Below are 1,398 nucleotides of genomic sequence, written 5' to 3' on the forward strand. Positions count from 1 at the left end.
GCGTCCGCAGCTTCGGTATATAGCTTAGCCCCGTTACATCTTCCGCGCAGGACGACTCGATCAGTGAGCTATTACGCTTTCTTTAAAGGGTGGCTGCTTCTAAGCCAACCTCCTGACTGTTTTAGCCTTCCCACTTCGTTTCCCACTTAGCTATATTTGGGGACCTTAGCTGGCGGTCTGGGTTGTTTCCCTCTTGACACCGGACGTTAGCACCCGATGTCTGTCTCCCGTGATTGCACTCTTCGGTATTCGGAGTTTGCTATGGCGGGGTAATCAGCAATAGACCCCCCAACCATGACAGTGCTCTACCCCCGAAGGTGAGACACGAGGCACTACCTAAATAGTTTTCGGAGAGAACCAGCTATTTCCAGATTTGTTTAGCCTTTCACCCCTATCCACAGCTCATCCCCTAACTTTTCAACGTTAGTGGGTTCGGTCCTCCAGTACGTGTTACCGCACCTTCAACCTGGCCATGGATAGATCATCTGGTTTCGGGTCTACACCCAGCGACTCAACGCCCTGTTCGGACTCGCTTTCGCTACGCCTTCCCTAATCGGTTAAGCTTGCCACTGAATGTAAGTCGCTGACCCATTATACAAAAGGTACGCCGTCACCCCCGAAAGGGCTCCGACTGTTTGTATGCATGCGGTTTCAGGATCTATTTCACTCCCCTCCCGGGGTTCTTTTCGCCTTTCCCTCACGGTACTGGTTCACTATCGGTCGATCACGAGTATTTAGCCTTGGAGGATGGTCCCCCCATCTTCAGACAGGATTTCACGTGTCCCGCCCTACTTGTCGTACACCTAGTTCCACAATCGTGTTTTCGCATACAGGGCTATCACCTGCTATGGCCGGGCTTTCCATCCCGTTCTGCTAACACCACTGCTAAAGAGTACAAGGCTCTTCCCATTTCGTTCGCCACTACTTTGGGAATCTCGGTTGATTTCTGTTCCTGCAGCTACTTAGATGTTTCAGTTCGCCGCGTTCGCTTCCCACACCTATGAATTCAGTGTGGGATGACCCATACGGGCCGGGTTTCCCCATTCGGACATCTCCGGATCAAAGCTTGTTTGCCAGCTCCCCGAAGCTTTTCGCAGGCTACCGCGTCCTTCATCGCCTGTGATCGCCAAGGCATCCACCACATGCACTTGTTCGCTTGACCCTATAACAAGTGTGTCTCGAGGACACGCTCACTACAGGTTGAGTTCTCGCATTTGTGCCGTATTCCAAGTCATCTTTCGATCACTTAAATACATTTTGGTTGATACAATCACAACCCGGTATCGCGTTTGGTACTGCAGCGTCTCATCAACGCTTCGCGACACCTTTACTACATCCCATATTGTTAAAGAACAGCCGATCCGCAGGTCAGACCCGCGATCGCTTGGCAATGCCAAA

Annotated in this window: 1 protein-coding gene and 1 rRNA gene; both read right to left on the bottom strand. The window is 51.5% G+C overall.

All coding sequences use genetic code 11. The features are described 5' to 3' along the window. Positions 1 to 1,162: ribosomal RNA gene (locus U9J39_RS29255) — 23S ribosomal RNA — on the bottom strand; the annotation flags it as partial. Positions 1,163 to 1,193: 31 nt separating this feature from the next. After that, on the bottom strand, positions 1,194 to 1,398 hold a 205-nt coding region (locus tag U9J39_RS29260), incomplete at its 5' end, for a hypothetical protein (protein ID WP_326348782.1).

Origin of the sequence: Cupriavidus sp. SS-3, from assembly GCF_035818815.1 — a bacterium.
GTDB lineage: Bacteria > Pseudomonadota > Gammaproteobacteria > Burkholderiales > Burkholderiaceae > Cupriavidus > Cupriavidus taiwanensis_C.